The organism is Streptomyces sp. CC224B (genome assembly GCF_030010595.1).
Classification (GTDB): Bacteria; Actinomycetota; Actinomycetes; order Streptomycetales; family Streptomycetaceae; genus Streptomyces; species Streptomyces longispororuber.
In genome coordinates this window covers 1-1,286 of sequence record NZ_JASCXL010000243.1, presented here as the reverse complement: position 1 = coordinate 1,286, position 1,286 = coordinate 1, and the positions used below count along the sequence as shown (strand labels likewise).

The window sequence follows — 1,286 nt, the reverse complement described above, 5'->3', positions numbered from 1 at the left end:
AGCGCCGGGAGCATGCCGCCGAGCAGGGCCGCCGCGACCGTCAGGGTCAGGAACAGCAGCATGTCGTTGGCGAGCCCGAGGCCCGGGGCGACGCCGCGCAGCAGCAGCGAGAGCAGCACCGGCCCCGCCATGCCGATGAGCCAGCCGCAGACGCGCCGGTTGCGGCCGAGGCGGGCGGTGCGCGGGGGCCGGGACAGGTCCGTGCCCTTGCCCATCCGGTCGTGGGTGACGAGGTGCACGTCGAGGTCGGGCCCGGACTCGCGGGCCACGGTCGCGCCCACGCCCGGCCCGAAGACGTACTGCCAGGCCTTGCGGCGCGAGACGCCGAGGACGATCTGGGTGGCGTTCACCCCGCGGGCGAACTCCAGGAGCGCGGCCGGGATGTCGTCCCCTATCACCTGGTGGAAGCTGCCGCCGAGGTCTTCGACGAGGGTGCGCTGGACGGCGAGCTCCTTCGGCGAGGCCGCGGTCAGCCCGTCACTGCGGGCGATGTAGACGGCCATCACCTCACCCCCCGAGCCCTTGGCCGCCATCCGCGCCGCCCGCCGGATCAGCGTGCGCCCCTCCGGACCCCCCGTCAGCCCCACCACGATCCGCTCCCGCGCCTGCCACGTGGACCGTATCCCGTGCTCCCCCCGGTACTGCTGCAGGTACTCATCCACCCGGTCCGCCACCCACAACAGCGCCAGCTCCCGCAACGCCGTCAGATTCCCGGGCCGGAAATAGTTCGACAGCGCCGCATCCACCTTGTCGGCCGTATAGATGTTGCCGTGCGCCATCCGCCGCCGCAGCGCCTGCGGCGACATGTCCACCAGCTCGATCTGATCCGCCCGCCGCACCACCTCGTCCGGCACCGTCTCCCGCTGCCGCACCCCCGTGATCGACTCCACCACGTCACCCAGCGACTCCAGATGCTGGATGTTCACCGTCGACACCACATCAATGCCCGCCGCCAGCAACTCCTCCACGTCCTGCCACCGCTTGGCATGACGCGACCCCGGCACATTCGTATGCGCCAGCTCATCCACCAACGCCACCGCGGGAGCCCGCCGCAGCACCGCCTCCACATCCATCTCCGCGAACACCGCACCCCGGTACACCAGCTCCCGGCGCCCCACCTGCTCCAACCCCCGCAACATCACCTCCGTCCGCGGACGCCCGTGATGCTCCACCAACGCCACCACACAGTCCGTGCCCCGCTCCACCCGCCGATGCGCCTCGGACAACATCGCATACGTCTTACCCACACCCGGTGCCGCACCGAGATAGATCCGAAGCTTGCCGCG

At 71.2% G+C, this 1,286-nt stretch carries 1 protein-coding gene; it reads right to left on the bottom strand.

Annotation, left to right across the window (positions count from 1 at the left end; genetic code table 11):
* Positions 1 to 1,286 (bottom strand): universal stress protein (locus tag QK440_RS41160; protein WP_282798384.1); only part of this gene is annotated, 1,286 nt, incomplete at both ends.